The sequence below is a fragment of the Paracoccus sp. L-17 genome, assembly GCF_056857655.1.
Map to the genome: position 1 here is coordinate 416838 of NZ_JBSXNM010000046.1, position 21378 is coordinate 438215.

At 65.1% G+C, this 21378-nt stretch carries 26 protein-coding genes; 13 read left to right on the forward strand and 13 right to left on the reverse strand.

Annotated elements, in window-relative coordinates; genetic code table 11:
* Positions 1-42 precede the first annotated feature (42 nt).
* The 3 genes from AC13CR_RS18910 to infC all read right to left on the reverse strand — a co-directional run bounded on the left by AC13CR_RS18910 (position 43) and on the right by infC (position 2218).
* Positions 43-1122 (reverse strand): HesA/MoeB/ThiF family protein, encoded by a 1080-nt coding sequence (locus tag AC13CR_RS18910; protein WP_482900945.1) that lies wholly within the window; start codon positions 1120-1122, stop codon positions 43-45.
* The gene (gene dut, locus AC13CR_RS18915; RefSeq protein ID WP_292978215.1) at positions 1122-1595 is read right to left on the reverse strand and encodes a dUTP diphosphatase; all 474 of its coding nucleotides are present in this window, start codon (positions 1593-1595) and stop codon (positions 1122-1124) included. Before dut ends, AC13CR_RS18910 begins: the two co-directional genes overlap by 1 nt.
* Before the next feature lie 77 nt (positions 1596-1672).
* Positions 1673-2218, reverse strand: coding sequence for a translation initiation factor IF-3 (infC, locus tag AC13CR_RS18920; protein ID WP_446232508.1), 546 nt, complete (start codon positions 2216-2218; stop codon positions 1673-1675).
* Between the two features lie 189 nt (positions 2219-2407).
* Here infC and AC13CR_RS18925 point away from each other — a divergent pair, with 189 nt between their 5' ends.
* The 6 genes from AC13CR_RS18925 to AC13CR_RS18950 all read left to right on the forward strand — a co-directional run bounded on the left by AC13CR_RS18925 (position 2408) and on the right by AC13CR_RS18950 (position 7617).
* Positions 2408-3205, forward strand: coding sequence for a hypothetical protein (locus AC13CR_RS18925; protein ID WP_482920003.1), 798 nt, complete (start codon positions 2408-2410; stop codon positions 3203-3205).
* Positions 3206-3207: 2 nt separating this feature from the next.
* Positions 3208-4074, forward strand: coding sequence for a glycosyltransferase family 2 protein (locus AC13CR_RS18930; protein ID WP_292959104.1), 867 nt, complete (start codon positions 3208-3210; stop codon positions 4072-4074).
* A 124-nt stretch (positions 4075-4198) separates the two neighbouring features.
* Positions 4199-4708 carry a bifunctional 3-hydroxydecanoyl-ACP dehydratase/trans-2-decenoyl-ACP isomerase gene (gene fabA, locus AC13CR_RS18935; protein ID WP_292977939.1) on the forward strand — a complete coding sequence of 170 codons (510 nt, stop codon included), beginning with the start codon at positions 4199-4201 and terminating at the stop codon, positions 4706-4708.
* A 20-nt stretch (positions 4709-4728) separates the two neighbouring features.
* Positions 4729-5958 (forward strand): beta-ketoacyl-ACP synthase I, encoded by a 1230-nt coding sequence (gene fabB / locus AC13CR_RS18940; RefSeq protein ID WP_292950702.1) that lies wholly within the window; start codon positions 4729-4731, stop codon positions 5956-5958.
* Between the two features lie 28 nt (positions 5959-5986).
* Positions 5987-6775, forward strand: coding sequence for an enoyl-ACP reductase FabI (locus tag AC13CR_RS18945; RefSeq protein WP_292950704.1), 789 nt, complete (start codon positions 5987-5989; stop codon positions 6773-6775).
* Positions 6776-6792: 17 nt separating this feature from the next.
* The gene (locus AC13CR_RS18950; RefSeq protein ID WP_292950706.1) at positions 6793-7617 is read left to right on the forward strand and encodes an alpha/beta fold hydrolase; all 825 of its coding nucleotides are present in this window, start codon (positions 6793-6795) and stop codon (positions 7615-7617) included.
* Here AC13CR_RS18950 and AC13CR_RS18955 read toward each other — a convergent pair.
* On the reverse strand, positions 7608-8084 hold the full coding sequence (locus AC13CR_RS18955) for a dihydrofolate reductase (protein WP_292950708.1): 477 nt from the start codon (positions 8082-8084) through the stop codon (positions 7608-7610). The genes AC13CR_RS18950 and AC13CR_RS18955 overlap by 10 nt on opposite strands.
* Before the next feature lie 2 nt (positions 8085-8086).
* Positions 8087-8902 carry a thymidylate synthase gene (locus AC13CR_RS18960; RefSeq protein WP_292977938.1) on the reverse strand — a complete coding sequence of 272 codons (816 nt, stop codon included), beginning with the start codon at positions 8900-8902 and terminating at the stop codon, positions 8087-8089.
* A 130-nt stretch (positions 8903-9032) separates the two neighbouring features.
* Between AC13CR_RS18960 and AC13CR_RS18965 the strand changes: the two genes are divergently transcribed.
* Entirely contained in the window at positions 9033-9461 is a 429-nt protein-coding gene (locus AC13CR_RS18965) for a VOC family protein (RefSeq protein ID WP_292950714.1), read from the forward strand.
* A gap of 42 nt (positions 9462-9503) precedes the next feature.
* On the opposite strand, the gene AC13CR_RS18970 is transcribed toward AC13CR_RS18965, so the two are convergent.
* From AC13CR_RS18970 to AC13CR_RS18980, 3 genes are all read right to left on the reverse strand, one after another.
* Entirely contained in the window at positions 9504-10028 is a 525-nt protein-coding gene (locus AC13CR_RS18970) for a MarR family winged helix-turn-helix transcriptional regulator (protein ID WP_292950716.1), read from the reverse strand.
* Positions 10029-10106: 78 nt separating this feature from the next.
* Complete coding sequence (locus AC13CR_RS18975) at positions 10107-10397, reverse strand: FAD assembly factor SdhE (protein WP_292950718.1); 291 nt, start codon at positions 10395-10397, stop codon at positions 10107-10109.
* The gene (locus AC13CR_RS18980) at positions 10390-10746 is read right to left on the reverse strand and encodes a helix-turn-helix domain-containing protein (RefSeq protein ID WP_292950720.1); all 357 of its coding nucleotides are present in this window, start codon (positions 10744-10746) and stop codon (positions 10390-10392) included. The genes AC13CR_RS18975 and AC13CR_RS18980 overlap by 8 nt, the downstream gene beginning before the upstream one ends.
* A gap of 73 nt (positions 10747-10819) precedes the next feature.
* Here AC13CR_RS18980 and AC13CR_RS18985 point away from each other — a divergent pair, with 73 nt between their 5' ends.
* Complete coding sequence (locus AC13CR_RS18985) at positions 10820-12022, forward strand: pyridoxal phosphate-dependent aminotransferase (protein WP_482900947.1); 1203 nt, start codon at positions 10820-10822, stop codon at positions 12020-12022.
* A 48-nt stretch (positions 12023-12070) separates the two neighbouring features.
* On the forward strand, positions 12071-12442 hold the full coding sequence (locus tag AC13CR_RS18990) for a baeRF12 domain-containing protein (protein ID WP_292950724.1): 372 nt from the start codon (positions 12071-12073) through the stop codon (positions 12440-12442).
* A gap of 193 nt (positions 12443-12635) precedes the next feature.
* On the opposite strand, the gene AC13CR_RS18995 is transcribed toward AC13CR_RS18990, so the two are convergent.
* The gene (locus AC13CR_RS18995; RefSeq protein WP_292950726.1) at positions 12636-13418 is read right to left on the reverse strand and encodes a 3-hydroxybutyrate dehydrogenase; all 783 of its coding nucleotides are present in this window, start codon (positions 13416-13418) and stop codon (positions 12636-12638) included.
* A gap of 313 nt (positions 13419-13731) precedes the next feature.
* On the opposite strand from AC13CR_RS18995, the gene AC13CR_RS19000 reads away from it, so the two are divergent.
* From AC13CR_RS19000 to AC13CR_RS19015, 4 genes are all read left to right on the forward strand, one after another.
* On the forward strand, positions 13732-15606 hold the full coding sequence (locus tag AC13CR_RS19000) for an extracellular solute-binding protein (RefSeq protein WP_292950728.1): 1875 nt from the start codon (positions 13732-13734) through the stop codon (positions 15604-15606).
* On the forward strand, positions 15603-15731 hold the full coding sequence (locus tag AC13CR_RS19005; RefSeq protein ID WP_292950730.1) for a hypothetical protein: 129 nt from the start codon (positions 15603-15605) through the stop codon (positions 15729-15731). The genes AC13CR_RS19000 and AC13CR_RS19005 overlap by 4 nt, the downstream gene beginning before the upstream one ends.
* A gap of 1 nt (position 15732) precedes the next feature.
* The gene (locus tag AC13CR_RS19010) at positions 15733-16056 is read left to right on the forward strand and encodes a hypothetical protein (protein WP_292950732.1); all 324 of its coding nucleotides are present in this window, start codon (positions 15733-15735) and stop codon (positions 16054-16056) included.
* Between the two features lie 91 nt (positions 16057-16147).
* Positions 16148-17035, forward strand: coding sequence for a cation diffusion facilitator family transporter (locus tag AC13CR_RS19015; RefSeq protein ID WP_292950734.1), 888 nt, complete (start codon positions 16148-16150; stop codon positions 17033-17035).
* Positions 17036-17057: 22 nt separating this feature from the next.
* Here the strand turns inward: AC13CR_RS19015 and xth are convergent, their stop codons facing one another.
* From xth to pgl, 4 genes are all read right to left on the reverse strand, one after another.
* Complete coding sequence (xth, locus tag AC13CR_RS19020; protein WP_446236341.1) at positions 17058-17843, reverse strand: exodeoxyribonuclease III; 786 nt, start codon at positions 17841-17843, stop codon at positions 17058-17060.
* A 63-nt stretch (positions 17844-17906) separates the two neighbouring features.
* A complete protein-coding gene (ftsY, locus tag AC13CR_RS19025) occupies positions 17907-18962 on the reverse strand; it encodes a signal recognition particle-docking protein FtsY (protein ID WP_335662097.1) in 1056 nt (351 codons plus the stop codon).
* Positions 18963-19084: 122 nt separating this feature from the next.
* Entirely contained in the window at positions 19085-20695 is a 1611-nt protein-coding gene (gene pgi, locus AC13CR_RS19030; RefSeq protein WP_292977941.1) for a glucose-6-phosphate isomerase, read from the reverse strand.
* 11 nt (positions 20696-20706) lie between these two features.
* Positions 20707-21378 carry a 6-phosphogluconolactonase gene (gene pgl, locus AC13CR_RS19035; RefSeq protein ID WP_292958939.1) on the reverse strand — a complete coding sequence of 224 codons (672 nt, stop codon included), beginning with the start codon at positions 21376-21378 and terminating at the stop codon, positions 20707-20709.

The following is a 21378-nucleotide window of genomic DNA, read 5'->3' on the forward strand; positions in this document are numbered from 1 at the left end:
CCGCGATTCCGGCGCCGGGACGGCCCGGATCGCACCGAAATCTCAGCGCGCATCCTTGCAGACCGGGCAATCCTTGCGGCGCGCCGTGCGGATCGTCCGGGTCTCGCCATGAAGTCCGTCGAAGATCAGCATCCGGCCGCGCAGCGCATCGCCCGCACCGGTGATGGCCTTGATCGCCTCCAGCGCCATCAGGCTGCCGATCACGCCGGGCAGCGCGCCGACCACGCCGGCCTCGGCGCAGGCGGGGGCAAGTCCGGGCGCGGGTGCTGCGGGGAAAAGGCAGGTCAGGCAGGGGCCGCCGCGCGCGGGATCGTAAAGCGTGACCTGGCCTTCCCATTGCGCGATGGCGCCCGAGACCAGCGGGATCCGCGCAGCGGTCGCGGCCCGGTTGATCGCCTCGCGCGCGGCGAAGCTGTCGGTGCCGTCGACGATCAGGTCATGGTCCGCGAAAAGGGTGGTGTCTTCTTGCGTGATGCGGCGCGGCAGCGGCGTGACGGCGACATGCGGGTTCAGTGCCGTCATGGCTGCGGCGGCGGCCTGCACCTTGCCCTGCCCGCGCTGATCGCTGCGAAAGATCACCTGGCGTTGCAGGTTCGACAGGCTGACGCGATCATCATCGGCCAGCGTGATCCGCCCCACGCCCGCGGCCGCGAGATAAAGACAGACCGGCGCGCCCAATCCGCCCGCACCGACGACCAGCACCCGCGCCGCACGCAGCCGCATCTGACCCGGCCCGCCGATCTCGCGCAGGACGATGTGGCGGGCATAGCGTTCAAGCTCGGCGTCGCCGATATCGTCGTCCGGGGCGGGGGCGTTCAAGGGGGCGGGGGCGTCCAAGGGGGCAGCGCCGGGGGCGGGCCGGTCCAGCGGCGCGGCGGCGCGGGCGCGCAGGTGGCGCAGCCCGGCGCGATAGAGCAGGATCAGAGCCACGAGACCGCCGGCGAGCAGCCAGCCCCCCCGCGAGCCGCCGATCCGCGCGGCAAGCCCGCTGGCGGGGGCGATGGCGTGCAGCGCAACGATGCCCAGCCAGGCGCCGGCGATCATGGCAGTCGCCTGCCGACGTGGCATTTCGATGATCCATGCCAGAACGCCAAGTCCGACGATCAGCCACAGGCCCAGCATCAGCCCCGCCCGGTCGAGCCGAAGCCGCCCTGCCCGCGCGCGCTGTCGCCAAGCCCTGCGACCAGTTCGAAGGCAGCCTGCGGGGCCGGCGCGACAATCACTTGGGCGATGCGGTCGCCGTGGCCGACACGGAACGGCTCTTGTCCCAGATTGATCAGGATCACGCCCAGAGGCCCGCGATAATCGCAATCGATCGTGCCGGGCGCGTTGGGCAGCGCTATGCCGTGTTTCAGCGCAAGGCCCGAGCGTGCACGGATCTGCACCTCCCATCCCTGTGGAATTTCCAATGCCAGGCCGGTGGGGATCAGCGCCCGCTGGCCGGGCCCCAAGGTGATCCCCGACACGCGCGCCGGTGGCGGAAAATTCGCCCGCAGATCGGCACCCGCCGCGCCGGGCGTGGCATAGCCGGGCAGCGCCACACCGGGGTCGCCCTCGGGCAGGCGCATGATCCGGATGGTAGGAGTCTGGTGCATCCCGCGCCCCTTTCAAACGCAAGGGCCGCGCGGCTGGCGCCGGCGCGGCCCGTTTGCCGTGATCGCCACGGCGCGGATCAGCGCGGCGCGATCATCATGACCATCTGGCGACCTTCCAGCTTGGGCATGGCCTCGACCTTGCCCGCCTCGCCGACATCGTCGCGAACCCGGTTCAGAAGATCCAGCCCCAGATCCTGATGCGCCATCTCGCGGCCCCGGAAACGCAGCGTGACCTTGACCTTGTCGCCGCCTTCGAGAAACTTCATCACGTTGCGCATCTTCACATCGTAATCATGGGTATCGGTTCCCGGGCGGAACTTCACCTCCTTGATGTCGATGATCTTCTGCTTCTTGCGGGCCTCGGCCTCGCGCTTTTGCTGTTCATACTTGAACTTGCCAAGATCCATGACCTTGCAGACCGGGGGGGTCGCGTTGGGCGAGATCTCGACCAGGTCCAGACCGCTCTCTCTTGCCATGTCCAGTCCGACCGAAGGCGAGACGACGCCGACATTTTCCCCTTCGGGACCGATCAGGCGGATTTCGGCGACGCGGATGCGTTCATTGACGCGGGGGCCGGTGTCGCGGGTGGGCGGTGCGTTATGCGGTCTGCGGGCTATGGCGATGCTCCTTTTATGGCCATGCGGGTGAGTGGCGTGAAAATAGGCTTCCCGCCGGCGCGATTCAACCGGATTTGATCCGGCAAGAGGCGCAAGAAGCCGCTTTTCGTGGCAGAATGACGGGCAGCGGCGGCTTTTCGGCTTGTCGCGCCTGTGTCATAGATCGGCGACAATGACGGGAAGGACAACGGCACGATGCGCAAAGCGGCTTTCGCGATCCTGATTCTTCTGCTGGTGGCGGCCGGCTGGTGGTGGATCACCTATCTGGACGAGGGTGCGACCGGCCCGGCCATCATCGGGTCCGCCCCACCCGATGTGAGGGTTCCCGTCGCTGAGGGTGTGACAGAACCGGTCAAGCTGCCCACGGCGACCCCCGACGCCACGCCGGAGACGGCTGGCGAGACGGCCCCGATCGCCGTCCAGCCCGCAACCGGATCCGACGGGACCGAGGTCGAGATTGGCCAACAGGACGGCGACGCGGATGCCGAAACGGCCAGCGATGCCGCCGGGGCAGCCGCGGATGCCGCAGCCGATGCCGCAGCCATTGCCGCCGATGCCGCCGCCGAAGCGGTCCGGGCCTCGACCGATGCGGGCGTGGCGCCGGCCAGCGACGCGGCGGCCGAGGCTGAAATGGCGGGCGAAGCGGCGCTGGATGCCGCCGACCGCGCCGCCGATGCCGCCGCCAATGCCGCCCGCAACGTGGTGACGGATGGCGATGCGACCGGCGCCGGCGCCGCAGAAACCGCCGCCTCGGCCGCCCAGGATGCCGCCGCCGCGACCGAACAGGCCGCCAGCGCCGCCGTCGCAGCCGCCCGGATCGAGGCCGCGCTGACGCCGGCGGGCTTCGACGCCGACAGGGTCGCGCAGATCATCGACCAGGCGCAGATCCCGCAAATCCAGAAGGAGACGCTTAAAAATCTCGTGACCAGCGCCGGCCAGGATCCGGCGCTGCTGCGCGAGGCGCTGGATCAGGTCAAGGCGGTCATGCAGTGACCATCGCGGCGACCGGGCTGGAGGATTTCCTGCGACGCAAGCCGGCGGCGCTGGCACGCGGACCGCTGGCGATCATCCTGATCGAGGACGACGCTGCCGTCCGGCAGACGCTGGATCATCACCTGAAGCTGGGGTTCCGCCACATCCTTGCCCTGTCGCCCGAGCCTGTCACGCTGCCCGCGGATGGCGCGGACAGGATCAGCAACCTGATTTGGGACACCCGCCGGCGCGACGCCCACAAGGGGGCGGTGGACCGGATCATCCGGGCGGTCGCGCCGGGAACCTGGCTTTATTATTGCCATAACGCCGAGTTCCTGTTCTTCCCGTTTTCCGAAACCCGCAGCGTCGGCGAGTTGCTGGCCTTTCATGCCGAGGAACGGCGCGCGGCGATGCTGACCTATGTCATCGACCTCTATGCCGCCGAACCGGACGTGGCGCCCGATGCGGTCGATCTGTCGGCGGCGCTGTTCGACAGGACCGGCTATTATGCGCTTGGCCGCAAGGATGCCCAGGGCCGCGCGATCGAACGGCAGCTGGATTTTCACGGCGGCCTGCGCTGGCGGTTCGAGGAGCATCTGCCGCCGGACCGGCGGCGGATCGACCGGGTTGCGCTGTTCCGCGCCGCGCCGGGCCTGACGATCACGCCCGATCACCGCTTCAACATCGCGGAATACAACACCTATTCATGTCCCTGGCACCACAACCTGACCGCGACCATCGCCTCTTTCCGGGTCGCCAAGGCGCTGGCGCGCAATCCCGGATCGCGCGGCGCGATCGGCCGGTTCACCTGGCGCCATTCCCATCCCTTCGAATGGCGGGCGCAGCAATTGATGGATCTGGGCCTGATGGAGCCCGGCCAATGGTTCTGAGGCTTGCGCGGCCTCGCCGGCTGTTTCATGGCTTGGACTTGCACCGGCTTCGCGGCGAGTGATAGACGGTGCGTCAACTTGAGAGGGACGGCGCCCGATCGCGCCGAAGGGAAGGCAGGACCGCATGGCGATGACGCAAACCAGTTTCGACCGGAACGACCTGCTGGCCTGCGCCCGAGGCGAATTGTTCGGGTCCGGCAATGCGCAATTGCCCGAACCGCCGATGCTGATGATGGACCGGATCACCGATGTCTCGGAAGATCGCGGCGCGCATGGCAAGGGGCATGTCGTCGCCGAATTCGACATCGACCCCGATCTCTGGTTTTTCGCCTGCCATTTCCCCGGCAACCCGATCATGCCCGGATGCCTTGGCCTTGACGGGCTGTGGCAACTGACCGGCTTCAACCTGGGCTGGCGCGGATGGGAGGGGCGCGGCTATGCGCTTGGCGTGGGCGAGGTCAAGCTGACCGGCATGGTCCGCCCCGACCGCAAGTTGCTGCGCTATTTCGTCGATTTCACCAAGGCGGTTCAGACCCGCCGGCTGACCATGGGCGTGGCGGATGGCCGCGTCGAGGCCGATGGCGAGGTCATCTATCAGGTCAAGGATATGAAGGTCGCGCTGTCGACCAGCTAATCAGCCAGAGGAATCCTCTCATGCGTCGCGTCGTCATCACCGGGCTCGGGATCGTCTCGCCCATCGGCAACAATGCCGCCGAAGTGCTGGAAAGCCTGCGGATCGGCCGCTCGGGCATCGTCTTCGCCCCGGAATATGCCGAACACGGCTTTCGCAGCCAGGTTCACGGAATGCCCCAGATCGTGCTGGAGGATCACATCGACAAGCGCAACCTGCGCTTCATGGGTCCGGGCGCAGCCTACAACTTCATCGCCATGGAACAGGCGGTCAAGGATAGCGGGCTTGAGGAAGGCGACGTCTCGAACCCTCGGACCGGCCTGATCATGGGATCGGGCGGCCCCTCCACGTCGAATTTCTTCGACGCCCACCAGATCGTCATCGAAAAGGGCAGTCCCAAGCGGATGGGGCCCTTCATGGTGACGCGCTGCATGTCGTCCACCAATTCGGCCACGCTGGCCACGCCCTTCCGGATCAAGGGGGTCAACTATTCCATCACCTCGGCCTGTTCGACCAGCGCGCATTGCATCGGCAACGGCGTCGAACAGATCCAGATGGGCAAGCAGGACATCGTCTTCGCCGGCGGCGGCGAGGAACTGGACTGGACCCTGTCCTGCCTGTTCGACGCAATGGGCGCGATGTCCTCGAAATACAACGACACGCCGGAAACCGCCTCGCGCCCCTATGATGCGACGCGCGACGGCTTCGTGATCGCCGGCGGCGGCGGCGTCGTGGTGCTGGAAGAACTGGACCACGCCCTGGCGCGTGGCGCCAAGATCTATGCCGAAGTGACCGGCTACGGCGCGACATCGGACGGCCATGACATGGTTGCCCCGTCGGGCGAGGGCGGCGAAAGATCCATGCGGCTGGCGCTGGAGACGCTGCCCGAAGGGCGCGAGCTCAGCTATATCAATGCCCATGGGACCTCGACGCCGGTCGGCGATATCGGCGAGGTCAATGCGATCCGCCGCATCTTCGGCGAAGGGGCGACGCCGCCGATCAGTTCGACCAAGTCGCTGACCGGGCACAGCCTGGGCGCGACCGGGGTTCACGAAGCGATCTATTGTCTGCTGATGTTGCAAAATGACTTCATCGCGGCCTCGGCGAATGTCGAGACTCTGGACCCCGCCATCAGACCGAGCGAGATTGCCACCACGCGGGTCGATGAGGCGGGTCTTGACTCGGTGTTGTCGAACAGCTTCGGATTCGGCGGCACCAATGCCTCGCTGCTGCTGTCCAGATACTTGGAATAACAGACAAAACTACGTCGAGGGCTGTCATATGGGCGATCTTCTGAAGGGCAGGCGCGGGCTTGTGATGGGGGTCGCCAACGACCATTCCATCGCCTGGGGCATCGCGCGCGCGGTGGCGGCCGAAGGCGCGGAGCTGGCGTTTTCCTACCAGGGCGAGGCTTTCGGCAAGCGGGTTCAGCCGCTGGCGGCCTCGGTCGGCTCGGATCTGCTGCTGGATGTGGACGTGACCGATGACGCCTCGCTGGATGCGGCTTTCGCGACGCTTGGCGACCGCTGGGGCAAGCTGGATTTCGTCATCCACGCGATCGCCTTTTCCAACAGGAACGAACTGACCGGCCGCTTTCTGAACACCAGTCGCGCGAATTTCAAGCACAGTCTGGACATCAGCTGCTATTCGCTGATCGAGATCGCCCGCCGCGCCCACCCGCTGATGGCCGAAGGCGGTTCGCTGATCACATTGACCTATGGCGGTTCGAACCGGGTGACGCCGTTCTACAATGTCATGGGCGTGGCCAAGGCGGCGCTGGAATCGAGCGTGCGCTATCTTGCGAATGACCTGGGGCCGGATGGAATCCGGGTCAACGCGATATCGCCCGGCCCGATGAAGACGCTGGCGGGGGCGGCCATCGGCGGAGCGCGCCGGACCTTTCGCCACACCGAAATGAATGCCCCGCTGCGCGCCAATGCCACACTGGACGCGATCGGCGGAACTGCGGTCTGGCTGCTGTCGGATTGGGGCGCCTGCACGACGGGCGAGATCGTGATGGTCGATGGCGGCTATCACGTTCTGGGAATGCCGCAAAGCGAGAACCTGTAGGGCCGGAAGGGAAACCCATGCCGCATTTCGTCGCCGGGGACGGCGCGAAGATCGCCTATCGTGACGCGGGCCGGGGCCTTCCGGTGCTGTGCCTTGCCGGGCTGACCCGGAACATGGACGATTTCGACTACCTTGCGCCGCATCTTCCGGATCTGCGGCTGATCCGCATGGATTATCGCGGCCGCGGGCAATCGGATCATACCGGCGCCGCGACCTATACCGTGCCACAGGAAGCCAAGGACGCGCTGGCGCTGCTGGATCATCTGGGCATCGGCAAGGCCGCCCTTCTGGGTACCTCGCGTGGCGGGTTGATCGGGCTGTTGCTGGCGGCCGCCGCCCATGATCGCCTGCTGGGCCTGTGTCTCAATGATGTCGGTCCTCAGATCGAACGTGCGGGCCTTGAACGCATCTTCGATTATGTCGGCCGCAACCCTTCGGCGCCGACTCATGCGGCGCTGGCCGAACGCCTGCCCGCTGCGATGCCCGGCTTCGCGAATGTCCCCGCAGGCCGCTGGCTGGCCGATGCGCGAAAGCACTACGACCAGACGCCGGACGGGCTGCAAATCAGATACGACCCTGCCCTGCGCGAGGCATTTCTGGCGGCGTTCGATGGCGAGGCGCCCGATCTCTGGCCGCTCTGGCGCGCGACCGAAGGTTTGCCGGTGGCCCTGATCCGCGGCGCCAATTCCGACCTGCTGTCGCCCGACGTCGCGGCGCGGATGCGGTCTCTTCGCCCCGACACCATCTTTGCCGAGGTGCCGGATCGCGCGCATGTCCCCTGGCTGGACGAGCCGGAAAGCCTGTCGGTCCTGCGCCGCTGGATCGCGGCGATTCAGGGCTGACGGATCAGTTCGCGCACGATCGCGGGCGGTTCGGCCTGCAGCGGGCGCGCAGCGATCTGCCGCCAGTCGCCTTCGTCGAAATCGGGAAAGAACGCCTCGGCGCCGGAAACGGTCGTCGCGACTTCGGTCAGCAGCAGCCGGTCGGCCAGCGGCAGCGCCTCGGCAAAGACCCGCTGACCGCCGATGACGTAGACGCGGAAATGGCCCTGATCCTCGCAGAACCGGATCGCCTCGGTCAGTCCGGCAAAGACGTTTTCCGCCACGCGGGCATCGCGCGACAAGACGCAGTTCAGCCGGTTCTTCAGCGGCCGGACAGGCAGGCTTTCCCATGTCCTGCGCCCCATGATCAGCGCGCCGCCGGTCGTCTCGCGCTGAAACATCCGCAGATCCTGCGGGATGTGCCACGGGATCCGGTTGTCCTTGCCGATGGCGCCATCCTGCGCGCGGGCGACGATCAGGCTGAGCATGGTCAGACCGCCACAGGTGCCCGGATCGCCGGCGCGGGATCGTAGTCGAGAAACCGGAAATCGTCATGGCGGAAATCGAAGATCGAGGTCACGTCGCGGGCCAGTTCCAGCCGCGGCAGTGGTCGCGGCGCGCGGCCCAGTTGCGTCTTCACCTGTTCGAGATGGTTCAGATAGATATGCGCATCGCCGATCGAGTGGATGAAATCGCCCGGCTCGTAACCCGTCACATGAGCCAGCATCACCAGAAGCAGCGCGTAGGAGGCGATGTTGAACGGCACGCCCAGGAACATGTCGGCCGAACGTTGATACAGTTGCAGATGCATCTTGCCGCCCGCGATCCGGACCTGCCACAGCGTGTGACAGGGCGGCAGGGCCATGCGGTCGATGTCGCCGGGATTCCACGCCGTCACGATCAGACGCCTGCTGTCGGGCGTCGTGCGGATCGTCTCGACCAGGGTCGCGATCTGGTCGATCTCTCCGGCGACAGGCCCCTCAGGGCCTTGCCGAATCATGGGAAAATGCCGCCATTGATGGCCATAGACGGGTCCGAGATCGCCCTTTTCATCGGCCCATTCGTCCCAGATCGAAACGCCGTTCTCGCGCAGATAGGCGATATTCGTCTCGCCCGACAGAAACCACAAAAGTTCGTGGATGATGGATCGCAGGTGCAGTTTCTTGGTCGTGACCAGCGGAAATCCCTCGGCCAACCGATAGCGGCATTGCAGCCCGAAATGCGAGATCGTGCCGGTGCCGGTGCGGTCGGTGGATTCGACGCCCTGTTCCAGCACCGTTGTCAGCGCCTCCAGATATTGACGCATCGCCCCTCCCGTGTTCACCGTGACACCTGATGTCGCATGAGTATCCGCGAAGGTCCAGCATTTGCACCCAAGGCGAGGTGGTGCCACATTGCCGGCCAACGGCACGATGCCGCGACAGAAAGGAAACCGCATGACCATTCGCTATCTGCATACGATGTGCCGCGTGAAGGATCTGGACAAGACGATGGATTTCTTCCGCCTGCTGGGGCTGGAGGAAACCCGCCGCATCGACAACGACAAGGGTCGCTTCACCCTGGTTTTCATGGCGCCGCCGGGACAACCGGAAACGCCGGTCGAACTGACCTATAACTGGGACGGCGACGATGGCCTGCCCTCGGACAGCCGGCATTTCGGCCACCTGGCCTATCGTGTCGGCAATATCTACGAGATGTGCCAGAAGCTGATGGATGCAGGCGTCACGATCAACCGCCCGCCCCGCGACGGCCACATGGCCTTCGTGCGCAGTCCCGACAACATCTCGATCGAGCTTTTGCAGGATGGCGACGCGCTGCCATCGCAGGAGCCCTGGGCCAGCATGGACAATACCGGCCACTGGTGAGGGACCGATGGCGGCGCGGACCAGGCCCGCGTCGCTGTTCGGTCAGTAGATATAGCGGATCTGCTCGGTCCAGAATCGCTCGATCCGGCGGCTTTGAAGATTGACCTGTTCCAGCGGGGGATCCTCCAGCACGCCGGACAGGGCCAGGCCTTCGGCATGGCGAATGAACAACTGGTGCACCGTTTCGCGCACCGCGATTCCCTCAGGCGTCAGCCTGACCCGGACCGAACGGCGATCCAGGTCCGAACGTTCATGGTGGACATAGCCCATCGTCACCAGCTTCTTCAGATTGTAGCTGACATTGCTGCCCTGATACATGCCGCGTGATCGCAATTCGCCCGCGCTGACCTCGGCCTCGCCCAGATTATAGAGGATCATGGCCTGCACCGGCGTCAGATCGTTGCGGTTCAGACGCTCGAATTCATCCTTCACCAGATCCAGCATCAACCGATGCATCCGTTCAAGAAGTTGCAGCGATTCCAGATAGGCTTCGGCCAGTTCGCTGGCCTCTTCCGGCGCGGGGGCAGAGATCGAGCTTCGGTCATATTGTGTGGCATGGCGCAGCATGGCAGGTCGTTCCCGTCTGTCTTTCATGATCTGCAAGATGACAGACAAAAGAGAATCTTCCGTAAACGGCGAACCTTCTTATCGGGGCCGAGTCGCAGCACTTGCGGCGATGCGGTCCAGAATGTCGGAAAAACCCGCCGGACCGCGTCTCCCGTCTGCGACCGGCGCCAGCCGCGCGGTGACCCACAGATACAGGTCCTGATCGTTTTCCAGCAGCAAATCCTCGTATTTCCGTAACAGGGGATCGGGCAGATCGGGCAAATTCCTGTCGGCGAAGCAGCCCAGAATCAGGTCCATTTCCTTCATGCCGCGCCGCCAGCTTCGCATCCGCAACCGCCGCAGCCGTATCTCGGGTGTTTCCTCAGTCACAGGCCAGCAAATCCTCGATCCGGTCCATGCGCCGCGCTGCTTCGTTCAGCAAACGGCGAAGGTCGCGCAGTTCGGCGGCGATGGCACCCGGGCCCGATTCGCCCGTTGAAGGCCCCCTTCCGTCGCCGGTCATCAGCCATATCAGCGAGACGCCAAGAATTCCGGACAGCCTGCCCAGCAACGACGCGCGCGGCTCGGCCTGATCGCTTTCCCAGCCCTCCAGCGTCTCGGTCCGCACGCCCAGGCGCGCAGCCAGCTCCCCGACTTCCAGCCCTGCACCCTCACGCGCGGCGGTCAGACGGTCGCCCAGCGTCGCCTCGCCGTCACCATATCCATGCCCGTCTTCCATGTTCCCCCCGCTTGTGGCTTTTGCGCGCACACCGTAAGCCATGCGAAGACGCAGATCAAACCAGAGGCCCCCGATGGCGTTCATTTCCGACCGAATGGCGCGTATCAAGCCGTCGCCAACCATGGCCATGACCGCCCGCGCGGCCGAATTGCGCGCCGAGGGGCGCGACGTCATCAGCCTGTCGGCGGGAGAGCCCGATTTCGACACGCCCGTCCATATCCGCGAGGCCGCCAAGGCGGCGATCGACGCCGGCCACACGCGCTATACCGTCGTGGATGGCATGCCTTCGCTGAAACGCGCGATCGCCGCAAAATTCGCGCGCGAGAACGGCCTGGACTATGCCCCCGCGCAGATCACGGTCGGCACCGGGGGCAAGCAGATCCTGTTCAATGCGCTGATGGCAACGCTGGATCAGGGCGACGAGGTGATCGTGCCGGCGCCCTACTGGGTCAGCTACCCCGACATGGTCCTGCTGGCGGGCGGAAGGCCGGTCGTGATCGAATGCGGTATCGAGCACGGCTTTCGCCTGACGCCGGACGCGCTGGAGGCGGCGATCACGCCGCGCACGAAGTGGCTGATCCTGAATTCGCCCTCGAACCCATCGGGCGCGGGCTATTCGCGCGCCCGGATCCAGGCGCTGAGCGATGTTCTGCTGCGCCATCCCCATGTCTGGATCCTCAGCGACGACATCTACGAACATCTGGTCTTTGACGGCTTCGAATTCGCCACCCCGGCCCAGGTCGAGCCGCGGCTGAAGAACCGCATCCTGACCATGAACGGAGTCAGCAAGTCCTATGCGATGACCGGCTGGCGAATCGGATATGGCGCGGGCCCCGAAAGCCTGATCCGCGCCATGGCCAAGTTGCAATCGCAATCGACCTCGAATCCCTGTTCGATCAGCCAACATGCGGCCGAGGCGGCGCTGACCGGCCCGCAGGATTATGTCAGCGACAGCCGGGCCGCGTTCCAGCGCCGCCGTGATCTGGTCGTGGCCGGCCTGAACGATTGCCCCGGCATCGAATGCCCGATTCCGCAGGGGGCGTTCTATGTCTATCCCTCGATAGCCAGGCTGATCGGCAGGACCAGCGCGCCGGGAACGCCGATAGACAGCGACGAAGCCTTCGCCAATGCCCTGCTGGAGGAAAGCGGCGTCGCGGTCGTCTTCGGTGCGGCCTTCGGGCTAAGCCCGCATTTCCGCATCTCCTACGCCGCCAGCGACGAGGTGCTGGCCGATGCCGTGGCGCGGATCCGCCGTTTCTGCGAGGGCTGCAACTGAGATTCTTCTGGCGCGTTGGAACGGGCAAGCAATCGGAAGGAGCATGATATGCTGTCTCGCAATGCCCTGGTCGTCGTCGCCGATGGCCATACGGCCACGCTGTTTCGCAACCGCGCGCGTCACGGACTGGAACTGGAACAGACCCGGTCCCTGAGCCAGAAGGATTTCGCGGATGCCGAACTGGAATCCGAATCCTCGCGCGATGTGGATGAAGCCGCTTTCGCCAGCGGCCTGGCCGATTTCCTCAATGACCTGGTGCTGCGTGGCAAGGCCGACGAGGTCGCGGTGATCGCGGATCCGACCACCCTGGGCACCATGCGAAAGAAATATCACAAGGAATTGCAGCAGCGGCTTGCGAAGGAAATCGCGAAGACGCTGACCGGGGCGGATGCGGGGTCGGTGCAGCGCGCCCTGAGCTGAAACGGCCCTCATTCCCTGCCAGGATGGCTGCGCCGCCCCGTCCACGGGGCGGCGTTCACTCTGCGCCGCCTGGGGTCAGGTGCCGCATTCCGGACGGTTTCCCAAGATGACGAAGGACCGCGAAGCGCCGGTTCTTTTCGGCCCGGCACCGCGCTTGGCGATCGAACCCGGGCGGAACCGCCGGCTGATGTCGTCACATGGCCGTCCAGCCGCCATCGACGCTGATCGTGGTGCCGGTGATCTGGGCCGCGGCGTCGCTGCATAAAAATACCGCCGTGCCGCCGATTTCCTCGACGGTGGCGAATTCCTTTGACGGCTGACGCTGTAGCATCACGTTCCGGATCACGTCCTCGCGGCTCATGTCGTATTCTTTCATCGTGTCGGGAATCTGTGCCTCGACCAGCGGAGTCAGCACATAGCCCGGACAGATCGCGTTGCAGGTGATCTTTTCCTCGGCGGTTTCCAGCGCCGCCACCTTGGTCAGCCCGACGACGCCATGCTTGGCCGCGACATAGGCCGATTTGAACGGGCTGGCGGTCAGCCCATGGGCCGAGGCGATGTTGACGATCCGCCCCCAGCCGGCCTTGCGCATCATCGGCAGCGCGGCGGCGCTGGTGTGGAAGGCCGAAGACAGGTTGATCGCGATGATCGCGTTCCATTTCTCGATCGGGAATTCGGGAATCGGCGCGACATGCTGGATACCCGCATTGTTGACCAGAATATCGCAGGAGCCGGCCTTCTCGATCAGTTCGCGGCATTCTTCGGGGCTGGACATGTCGGCCTTGATATAGCGCACTTTCACGCTGTGTTGCCGGGCCAGCTTTTCGGCCAGGGCATGATCCTCGTCCCGGTCGGTAAAGCTGTTCAGCACCAGATCGGCACCCGTGCGTGCCAGTTCGTTTGCCACGCCCAGGCCGATGCCGGAATTCGATCCGGTCACGACCGCCGTCTTTCCTGTCAGGAATCTTTCGAACATTGGTTCCCCCAATCATGGTCCTTTCCGCCCGCGAACCGGCATGCCATCGGGACCGTTGCAACCGCAAACTGCAACCTTTGTCCTGTCGCGGCAACCAGGCGACAGGACTGCCCGGAACATAAAAAAAGCGCCCGCACAAGGCGGGCGCAAGTCATGAGGCAGGTTTCATACAGGCAAGAAACCTATCGAGCAGTAAGACACTTATACGCGAGTCCTTGCCCGAGTCCAACAGCGAAGTTGGCCGCGCCATTGACGCCCGGCGGACGAGCCTGTTGAAATCCATGCCAAACAAAGAATGACGAGGCAGGCGGCGATGCGAATCTTCAAAATCCCTAACAAATGCGCGATCAAACGTGCCTTGCTGGCGTTGGTGGCGGGCCTGTTCACTGTTGCATCAATGCCTCTGGCAAGTCTTGGAAAACCTGCTCATGGCATTGCAATGTATGGAGAACCTGCCCTGGAAGCGGGCTTCGATCAGATGCCGTACGCGAATCCGGCCGCACCGAAAGGCGGGTCGATTCGGCTGGCGGAACCGGGCGGATTCGACTCGTTGAAACCCTGGGTGCTGAAGGGCAATCCTGTCTGGCCGATCCTGTTCCAGCCCGGACTGCTGACGGAAACGCTGATGTATCGCTCGCTGGATGAGCCGTTCACGCTCTATGGCCTTCTGGCCGACACCGTAGAGACCGATCCCGAGCGGACCTGGGTCGAATTCACCCTGCGCCCCGAAGCCAGGTTCTCGGATGGCAGTCCGGTCACGGTGGAGGACGTGATGTGGTCCTATGAGACCTTGGGCACACAGGGTCATCCCCGCTATCGGGGCGCCTGGGCCAAGGTCGAGAAGATGGAACAGACGGGCGAGCGCAAGATCCGCTTTACCTTCAAGGAAAAGGATCGCGAACTGGCGATGCTGATGGGAATGAGGCCGATTCTCAAGAAGGCACAGTGGGAGGGCCGCGATTTCAGCCTTTCGGGTCTGGATGCGCCGATCGCGTCGGGACCCTATGTCATCGACAGCGTCGATCCCGGCCGTTCCATCACCTTCAGACGCAATCCCGATTACTGGGGCGCGGATCTGAACGTGCGCAAGGGCCAGAACAACTTCGACGAGATCCGCTTTGACTACTTCGGCGACGCCAATGCCATGTTCGAGGCATTCAAGGCCGGTGAGATCAGCGTATGGCGCGAATTGTCGCCCCGCAAATGGGACGAGGAATACGACTTTCCGCTGGCGGCGCAGGGCAAGGTGGTGAAATCCGAGATCGGCAACGAACGGCCCTCGGGGATCATGGGGTTGGTGATGAATACCCGCAACCCGCTGTTTGCCGACTGGCGCGTGCGGCAGGCGATGATCGAGGCATTCAACTTTCAGTTCATCAACGCGACGCTGAATGGCGGCAGGGAACCGCGCATCACGTCCTATTTCGCCAATTCCAGCCTCGCCATGCGTCCCGGCCCGGCCGAGGGCCGGGTGGCCGACCTGCTGCGCCCCTTCGCAGCGGACCTGCCGCCCGGTACGCTGGACGGCTATACCCTGCCCGAGGGCGCCGACCGCCCGCTGGACCGCAAGGGCCTGCGCCGCGCGCTGAAGCTGATGGAAGAGGCCGGCTGGACGGTGCAGGACGGCCGGATGAAGAACGCCGAGGGCCGCCCCTTCGCCTTCGAGATCGTGCTGAACCAGTCGGGCAGCGCCATGCGGACAGCCTCGGAAACCCAGCAGATCGTCGATATCTATATCGAGGCGCTGCGCAATCTGGGCATCTTTCCCCGCGTCACCGAACTGGATTCCGCGCAATATGTCGAGCGGACGAACAATTTCCAGTTCGACATGACCTGGTATGAACGCGCGCTGTCGCTGTCGCCCGGCAATGAACAGATGCTGTATTGGGGATCGGCGGCAGCCGACCAGCCGGGCAGCCGCAACTGGATGGGCATGAAGAACCCCGCCGTGGACGCAATGATCGCCGAAATACTGAACGCCGGCAGTGACGACGATTTCAACGCCGCCGTCCGCGCGCTGGACCGTGTGCTGACCGCGGGCCGGTATGTGATCCCGGTCAGTTTCTCGCCGGTCTCGCGTCTGGCCCACGACGCCAACCTGTCGTATCCTGAGAAGGCAACGCCGCTTTACGGAGATTGGCCGGGTTTCATGCCCGAGCTTTGGTGGCAAGATGAGGCAGAGAGATGAAAGCAACGATCTTCACGCTGCTGGCCTGCACGATCCTGGCCGGCTGCAACACCGTCGCCGGCATCGGCGAGGACATTACCGGCAGCGCCCGCTGGGCGCAGCAGGGCCTGCCCAGAGGATATTGAGATGAAGTGGCATCATGTTCAGGAAAACTGGTCGGCCTTCTACGAAGCGATTCAGGACAAGTGGCCCGAGGCCGATGAGGCCGAGCTGGACGAGATCGACGGCGATCAACGCGGTTTCGTGCGCTATATCTCGGAATTGACCGGGCAGGACCCGTCCGAATCGCGCGAGGAGATCCGCGAATGGCTGCGCGGCGAAATTCCATCGGATGTGGTCATGGACCCGATCCACGACAATCATTCGATCGCGCTCAGTTCCAAATACGTCAACGAGGGCGAGGATGAATATGACGACGATGCCCGCTTCGGCGACGACGAGGAAGAATAGGCCGACGCCGCGCCGGATCGCGGTTGAGTTCTTGTTCCCGATCTGCAAAAGGGCGCGGCTCTAGACCTTCGTGACCGGAGATTGCCTTCCCATGACCCAGACGATCAGGATCGGCATCGGCAGTATCGTGGTGGGGCTGGTGGTGCTGGCGCTGAAGACGCTGGCATGGTGGGTGACCGGCTCGGTCGCGCTGCTGTCGGATGCGCTGGAAAGCACGGTGAATGTGGCGGCGGCGGTCGCAGCGCTGATCGCGATTCGCATCGCCGCGAAGCCCGCCGATCACGGTCATCCCTATGGCCACCACAAGGCCGAGTTCTTCAGCGCCGTGCTGGAGGGCGTCCTGATCATCGTCGCCGCGCTGGTGATCCTGCGCAAATCCTATTACGGCATCCTTGCGCCCACGCCGCTGGAGGCGCCGGCCCTGGGGCTGGCGATCAACGTGGCTGCGGGCGTGCTGAACAGCATCTGGTGCTGGGTGCTGATCAGCCGCGGCCGCCACCATCAGTCGCCCGCCCTCGTCGCCGATGGCAAGCATCTTCTGGCCGATGTGATCACCTCGGCCGGTGTGGTCCTGGGGGTTCTGCTGGCGGTGGCGACGGGTTATGCGATCCTCGACCCGATCCTCGCGGCGCTTGTGGCACTGAACATTCTCTGGTCCGGCTGGAAGCTGATGACCAGTTCGCTCAGCGGCCTGATGGACGAAGCGGTATCGCAAGATCTGATGCGTGTCATCCGCGAGACGATCGCGGATCGCGCCGAGGGTGCGATCGAGGCCCATGATCTGCGGACCCGCCAGGCCGGATCCGCGACCTTCATCGACTTTCATCTGGTCGTGGATGGTGCGACCAGCGTGTCCGAGGCACACCAGATCTGCGACCGGATCGAAACGGCGCTGAAGGCCAAACTGACCGAGGCCCAGATCACCATCCATGTCGAACCCGACAACAAGGCGAAACATGCCGGTATCCTGGTGCTCTAGGCGACGCGCTCCGGACGCGCGGTCAGGCAGCCAGCCTGACCCAGACCGGCACGTGATCGCTGGGCTTTTCGCCCGCCCGCGCCTCGCGGTCCACACCCGTCTCGATCAGCAGGTCGGCAGCCTGCGGCGACAGCAGCAGGTGGTCGATACGGATCCCGTCGTCCCGGTCGAAGGCGCCCGCCTGATAATCCCAGAAGGTAAAGGGGCCGCGCGCTGACCAGGGATCGCGGATGCGGATGGCATCGGTCCAGCCCTGATGGACGATCCGGCGCAGGGCGGCGCGGCTTTCAGGCAGGAACAGCGCGTCGCTGACCCAGTTTTTCGGATGAGCGGCGTCGCGCGGCTCGGGAATGACATTGAAATCGCCCAGCATCACCACCGGCATTTCCTCTGCCAGAAAACGGGCGGCGCGCAGGCGCAGGCGTTCCATCCAGGCCAGCTTGTAATTGTATTTCGGTCCCGGCGCAGGATTGCCGTTGGGCAGATACAGGCCCGCAATCCTGACCGCCTCGCTGCCTGTCACCGTCGCTTCGATATAGCGCGCCTGTTCGTCGCCCTCGCCGCCCGGCAGTCCGCGGCGCACATCCTCCAGCGGCAGTTTGGACAGGATCGCAACCCCGTTGAAGCCCTTCTGGCCGTGGGTTTCGACATTCCAGCCCAGATCCTCGAAATGGTCGCGCGGGAAACCCTCGTCCACGGACTTGATCTCTTGCAGGACGACGACATCGGCGTCGGCCCCCGCCAGCCAGCCGGTCAGCGCCCCGATCCGCGCCTTGACACCATTGATGTTGAAGGATGCGATCTTCATGGCCGCAATCTAGATCACCGAGGCGCAGGTCCGCAACCAGATGCGGCGTTCCGGATCCGTAGCCTAAAGGCCGACCAGGGCGCGGGCGAAATCCCCCGCATCGAAGGCGTCGAGATCGTCGATCTGCTCGCCCACGCCGATGGCGTGAATGGGCAGGCCGAACCGGTCGGCCAGGGCGACCAGAACGCCGCCCCGCGCGGTTCCGTCCAGCTTGGTCATCACCAGACCCGAGACATCGGCCAGCCTGCGGAATGTCTCGACCTGGCTCAGCGCATTCTGACCCGTGGTCGCATCCAGAACCAGCAGCGTGTTATGCGGGGCCGAGGGATCCTTCTTGCGGATGACGCGGACGATCTTGGCCAGTTCCTCCATCAGATCCTGACGGTTCTGCAAGCGACCCGCCGTATCGATCAGCAGCAGGTCGGCACCATCGGCCTCGGCCCGGATCATCGCGTCGAATGCCAGGCTGGCGGGGTCGCTGCCCTGCGCCGCGACCATCACCGGCACGTCCGCGCGACGGCCCCAGACCTGCAATTGTTCGACCGCCGCCGCGCGGAACGTGTCGCCCGCCGCGATGACAACGTTCTTGCCCGCCGCCCTGAACTGGCTGGCCAGTTTGCCGATGGTCGTGGTCTTGCCCGATCCGTTGACGCCGACGACCAGCACCACCTGCGGCTTTTTCGGATACAGAGGCAGCGGGCGCGCGACCGGTTCCATGATCCGTGCCAGTTCGGCGGCCAGCAATTCCTTCAGCTCCGTCGCCGAGACAGGCCGGCCCATCCGCCCCTCGGCGATATTGGCGGTCACGCGCAGGGCCGTTTCGACGCCCAGATCGGCCTGGACCAGCATGTCCTCCAGATCTTCCAGCATCTCGTCGTCCAGCGCCCGGCGGGGCTCGGCCGGCTGGGCGGGTGCACGCGCGAAAAGGCGCCCGACCATGCCGCTGGTGGGTTGCGGGACGGGCGCGGGCGAGGCCGGGCGCGGGGCGATCGGTGTCTCGGGGGGCGCGCCCTCTGCCTCTGCGTCCGCCGCGCCTTCCGCGACGATGTCGTCCAGCCCCTCGCCGATCTTCGAGGAGGATCGGCTCAGCCTTTCGCGCAGTTTGGTGAAAAACGACATGTCCGCATCCTTTTCGTCGCGCAGACCCTAATCATTTGCAACGCCGAGGGAAAGCCGATGCCCCTGCCTTGTTCCTCGAATATGCACGTGGGTCCGGGGGGGGGGGAAACCCCCGGCCTCGCCTATCCGCGCATTGCCCGGAACAGGCTTGCCAGATGCCGGGTCGAGGGGTCGTGGCCGGGTGCATCCTTGCCCTTCAGCAGCGGCTCGACCTTCAGAGCCAGTTCCTTGCCCAGTTCGACGCCCCACTGATCAAAGCTGTTGATCCCGAGAATCACCCCCTCGACAAAGACGCGATGCTCGTACAGCGCAACGATCTGACCAAGGGTAAAGGGTGTCAGTTGCGGGATCAGCAGAGTGGTCGAGGGGCGGTTGCCCGGAAAGACCCGGTGACGGGCCTGTCGGTCAAGCTCGGCGCCGTCCAGCCCCTTCGCGGCCATCAAGCTGCGCGCCTCGTCCAGGCTGCGGCCACGCATCAGCGCCTCGGACTGGGCCAGGCAATTGGCGGCCAGCAGAATGTGGTGTTGGGCCAGGTCGTCCTCGTGACCGCGCGCGGCCAGGATGAATTCGCACGGCACGATCACGGTGCCCTGATGGATCAACTGGTAGAAGGCGTGCTGGCCATTGGTGCCCGGCTCGCCCCAGACCACGGGGCCGGAGGTGGTGGTCAGATCGCTGCCATCCATGGCCACGCGCTTGCCATTCGATTCCATTTCAAGCTGTTGCAGATAGGCCGGCAGCCGCAGCAGGCGGTTGTCGTAGGGCAGCACGGCGCGCGTCGGATAGCCGCAGATCTGATGATGCCAGATCCCCGTCAGCGCCAGCAGGACCGGCAGGTTCCCCGCCAGCGGCGCGGTGCGGAAATGCGCGTCCATCGCCGCGCCGCCTGCCAGGAAGCGGTCGAAATCCTCGGGCCCGACGGCCAGCATCAGCGACAGCCCGATCGGCCCCCAGACCGAATAACGCCCGCCGACCCAATCCTCGAAGCCGAACACGCGGGCAGGGTCGATGCCAAAATCCGCGGTCCTGTCGGCGGCCGAGGACAGTGCCGCGAATTGCGCCGCCGGTTCGCTGACGGATCTCGCCATCCAGTCGCGCGCCGTGCGCGCATTCGTCATCGTCTCGATGGTGGTAAAGGTCTTCGAGGCCACGATGACCAGCGTCGTGGCCGGGTCCAGCCCGGCCAGCGTATCGGCGATATCGGCCCCGTCCACGTTCGACACGAAATGCGTCCGTGGCCCGTCGTGATAGGGTGCCAGCGCCAGAACGGCCATGGCCGGGCCCAGATCGGAACCGCCAATGCCGATATTCACCACATCGGTGATGCGCCCGCCCTGCCCCGTGAAGCCGCCGTCGCGAACGTCGCGGGCAAAGGCCGCCATCCGGTCATGCGTCTCGCGCACGGCGGGCATCACGTCCTGGCCGTCCACGCTCACGCTGCCCGCAAGATTGCGCAGGGCGGTATGCAGCACCGCCCGCCCCTCGGTCTCGTTGATCTTCCGCCCCGAGAACATCGCCTCGCGCCGCGCCTCGATTTGCGCGCCGGTGGCCAGTTCCAGCAGCAGGTCGCGCGCGGTCGCATCGATCATGGTCTTGGAATAATCGAAGACCAGATCGTCGGCGCTGGCGCAGAAATCCGTCGCGCGGCCGGAATCGGCCTGGAAAAGACCGGTGATGCGATCTTCGCCCTGTTCCGCGCGGTGGGTTCTCAGGCGGGTCCAGTGATCGGCCATGATCGTCTCCGTCATTCCGCCCAGTGGACGATGGCGTTGTCCAGAAAGGCGCGGATCGGCGCCTCTTGCGGGCTCAGCTTCTGGGCGCGTTCCAGCGCCTCGCGCTTTTCCGGACCCATGATCAGAAGGTGGATGTTGATCGCGTCGGCCAGAACCGGCCGGGTCAGGGTGATGCGCGGCTCTTCCGCGCCCTCGGCGCGGATCGCCATGACCGGTGGCGCATCGCTGGCAAGGGCCGCCTCCAGATGATCGGCGCCGGGGAACAGGCTGGCGGTGTGCATGTCATTGCCCATGCCCAGCAGGGCCACGGTGATCGGCAGATGCGGTGCGATCGCCTCGGCCAGCGCCCCGGTCGCGTCATCGGGCTGCGGATCGCCGGTATAGAGGTCGATATAGCGCGCCGCCGCCGCCTTGTCCTGCAACAGGTGCCGCCGCAGAAGGCGGCTGTTGGACCGCTTGTGTTCGCCATCGACCCAGCGTTCGTCGCCCAGAAAGACCGTCACCCGCCCCCAATCCAGATCGCTGCCGCTGAGAGTGTCGAAGACCTGCATCGGAGAGGTGCCGCCCGGCACGCAGAGGCTGGCGGCCTCATGGGCGCGCAGATGCTGGGACAGTTGCGAGGCCAGCCGGTCGGCCAGCGACAGGGCCAGCATCTCGCGGTCGGGATATTCCTTGAACTCCAT

What these genes read in the sequence shown, in the direction of transcription:
- AC13CR_RS19000 (WP_292950728.1), top strand. Translation starts at nt 13,732, where the DNA reads ATGCGAATCTTCAAAATCCCTAACAAATGCGCGATCAAACGTGCCTTG.
- AC13CR_RS18955 (WP_292950708.1), bottom strand. Translation starts at nt 8,084, where the DNA reads ATGCTCAGCCTGATCGTCGCCCGCGCGCAGGATGGCGCCATCGGCAAG.
- AC13CR_RS19015 (WP_292950734.1), top strand. Translation starts at nt 16,148, where the DNA reads ATGACCCAGACGATCAGGATCGGCATCGGCAGTATCGTGGTGGGGCTG.
- dut (WP_292978215.1), bottom strand. Translation starts at nt 1,595, where the DNA reads ATGCACCAGACTCCTACCATCCGGATCATGCGCCTGCCCGAGGGCGAC.
- ftsY (WP_335662097.1), bottom strand. Translation starts at nt 18,962, where the DNA reads ATGTCGTTTTTCACCAAACTGCGCGAAAGGCTGAGCCGATCCTCCTCG.
- AC13CR_RS18950 (WP_292950706.1), top strand. Translation starts at nt 6,793, where the DNA reads ATGCCGCATTTCGTCGCCGGGGACGGCGCGAAGATCGCCTATCGTGAC.
- AC13CR_RS18925 (WP_482920003.1), top strand. Translation starts at nt 2,408, where the DNA reads ATGCGCAAAGCGGCTTTCGCGATCCTGATTCTTCTGCTGGTGGCGGCC.
- AC13CR_RS18965 (WP_292950714.1), top strand. Translation starts at nt 9,033, where the DNA reads ATGACCATTCGCTATCTGCATACGATGTGCCGCGTGAAGGATCTGGAC.
- pgl (WP_292958939.1), bottom strand. Translation starts at nt 21,378, where the DNA reads ATGGAGTTCAAGGAATATCCCGACCGCGAGATGCTGGCCCTGTCGCTG.
- AC13CR_RS18960 (WP_292977938.1), bottom strand. Translation starts at nt 8,902, where the DNA reads ATGCGTCAATATCTGGAGGCGCTGACAACGGTGCTGGAACAGGGCGTC.
- pgi (WP_292977941.1), bottom strand. Translation starts at nt 20,695, where the DNA reads ATGGCCGATCACTGGACCCGCCTGAGAACCCACCGCGCGGAACAGGGC.
- fabB (WP_292950702.1), top strand. Translation starts at nt 4,729, where the DNA reads ATGCGTCGCGTCGTCATCACCGGGCTCGGGATCGTCTCGCCCATCGGC.
- AC13CR_RS18910 (WP_482900945.1), bottom strand. Translation starts at nt 1,122, where the DNA reads ATGCTGGGCCTGTGGCTGATCGTCGGACTTGGCGTTCTGGCATGGATC.
- fabA (WP_292977939.1), top strand. Translation starts at nt 4,199, where the DNA reads ATGGCGATGACGCAAACCAGTTTCGACCGGAACGACCTGCTGGCCTGC.
- AC13CR_RS18990 (WP_292950724.1), top strand. Translation starts at nt 12,071, where the DNA reads ATGCTGTCTCGCAATGCCCTGGTCGTCGTCGCCGATGGCCATACGGCC.
- AC13CR_RS18970 (WP_292950716.1), bottom strand. Translation starts at nt 10,028, where the DNA reads ATGCTGCGCCATGCCACACAATATGACCGAAGCTCGATCTCTGCCCCC.
- AC13CR_RS18995 (WP_292950726.1), bottom strand. Translation starts at nt 13,418, where the DNA reads ATGTTCGAAAGATTCCTGACAGGAAAGACGGCGGTCGTGACCGGATCG.
- AC13CR_RS18945 (WP_292950704.1), top strand. Translation starts at nt 5,987, where the DNA reads ATGGGCGATCTTCTGAAGGGCAGGCGCGGGCTTGTGATGGGGGTCGCC.
- xth (WP_446236341.1), bottom strand. Translation starts at nt 17,843, where the DNA reads ATGAAGATCGCATCCTTCAACATCAATGGTGTCAAGGCGCGGATCGGG.
- AC13CR_RS19005 (WP_292950730.1), top strand. Translation starts at nt 15,603, where the DNA reads ATGAAAGCAACGATCTTCACGCTGCTGGCCTGCACGATCCTGGCCGGC.
- AC13CR_RS18980 (WP_292950720.1), bottom strand. Translation starts at nt 10,746, where the DNA reads ATGGAAGACGGGCATGGATATGGTGACGGCGAGGCGACGCTGGGCGAC.
- AC13CR_RS18985 (WP_482900947.1), top strand. Translation starts at nt 10,820, where the DNA reads ATGGCGTTCATTTCCGACCGAATGGCGCGTATCAAGCCGTCGCCAACC.
- AC13CR_RS19010 (WP_292950732.1), top strand. Translation starts at nt 15,733, where the DNA reads ATGAAGTGGCATCATGTTCAGGAAAACTGGTCGGCCTTCTACGAAGCG.